The sequence below is a fragment of the Christiangramia qingdaonensis genome, from assembly GCF_048381525.1.
Lineage (GTDB): Bacteria > Bacteroidota > Bacteroidia > Flavobacteriales > Flavobacteriaceae > Christiangramia.
The window spans coordinates 1-1,063 of the sequence record NZ_JBLWIM010000002.1; the positions used below are offsets into that span (position 1 = coordinate 1).

Sequence of the window (1,063 nt, forward strand, 5' to 3'; positions counted from 1 at the left end):
TAATGTCTTTCGACCTTCTATTATATTTAGTTACATGAATTGTGAAAATATGACAATAGGATTATAACTTTTTTAAAGAATAGTTGTGAGTTGTTATTCGATGCTATTATTGCCAACGGTTTCGGTTATCGCCAGTTGGCGGAGTAAGGGACGCGGATTTGTCGGCTTAATATTAGTTTGTTGGTCAAGTTAAATATTTTCTTTCTAACGCTGCCGCATATTGGCGATTAACCGTTGTTAGGTGCTGTTATCTACTCAAATACTGTTTGGTTGCTCTTATTTTTTTCTGGTGTAAATAGCTTGAAGTACTCAAAAACATTTTTCCTCAAATAGTACATTAAGATAATTCCAATAATGAGAATGAATACATAACCAAAAGTTAGATTTTGCATTAAGTAAAAATCTGGATCATACTCAGGAATGTCCGATAAAGATATAAATGCATTGAATATTGTGAAAATGAACCATATGATTCCTGGTAAAAGAAATTTGCCATTAAGCTTCCAAATATTAATAGTCAGGTAAAATGATAGTATTAGAGAGATGAATAATTTTAGATCAAACTTTTCTATAAGTTCTAAAATATTTAATAGTTCGATTGCTAAGAATATTCCCCAAATAACAGAAAGAACTAAGTGATAGAATTTGTAGTTTTTGCGATTTTCCAATGTTGGGTTTGATGCTAAAATGAGTCTGAGTGAATCGTCATCTTCATATTTATCTTTTAAATCTTCATATAAGTCAGATTTTGAAACTCCATCTTGAAGACCTTTCTTAATTAGAATTTTAAGTTCTTTTTCTTTCATTGAATTTTGATGATAATTGTACCTAACGGTCTCGGTTATCGCAAGTTGGCGGAGTAGGGGACGCGGATTTGTCGGCTTAGTATTAATTTTTGGTCAAGTTAATTATTTTCTTACTAACGCTGCCGCTTATTGGCGATGAACCGTTGTTATGTGGCGTTTTTTTACTAAAATATTTCTCGCAAAATTAAAGTAATACCTATTAAAATTGAACCTATTCCAGCACCTATTAAATTAAATGTTAATCCTCCTTTTTCATT

At 31.1% G+C, this 1,063-nt stretch carries 1 protein-coding gene; it reads right to left on the bottom strand.

The window, feature by feature from the left end; genetic code table 11:
• Positions 1–251: 251 nt before the first annotated feature.
• Positions 252–806, bottom strand: a complete 555-nt coding sequence (locus ACNI3T_RS00345; protein ID WP_418226113.1) for a hypothetical protein — start codon at positions 804–806, stop codon at positions 252–254.
• Between the last annotated feature and the right edge of the window lie 257 nt (positions 807–1,063).

What these genes read in the sequence shown, in the direction of transcription:
- ACNI3T_RS00345 (WP_418226113.1), bottom strand. Translation starts at nt 806, where the DNA reads ATGAAAGAAAAAGAACTTAAAATTCTAATTAAGAAAGGTCTTCAAGAT.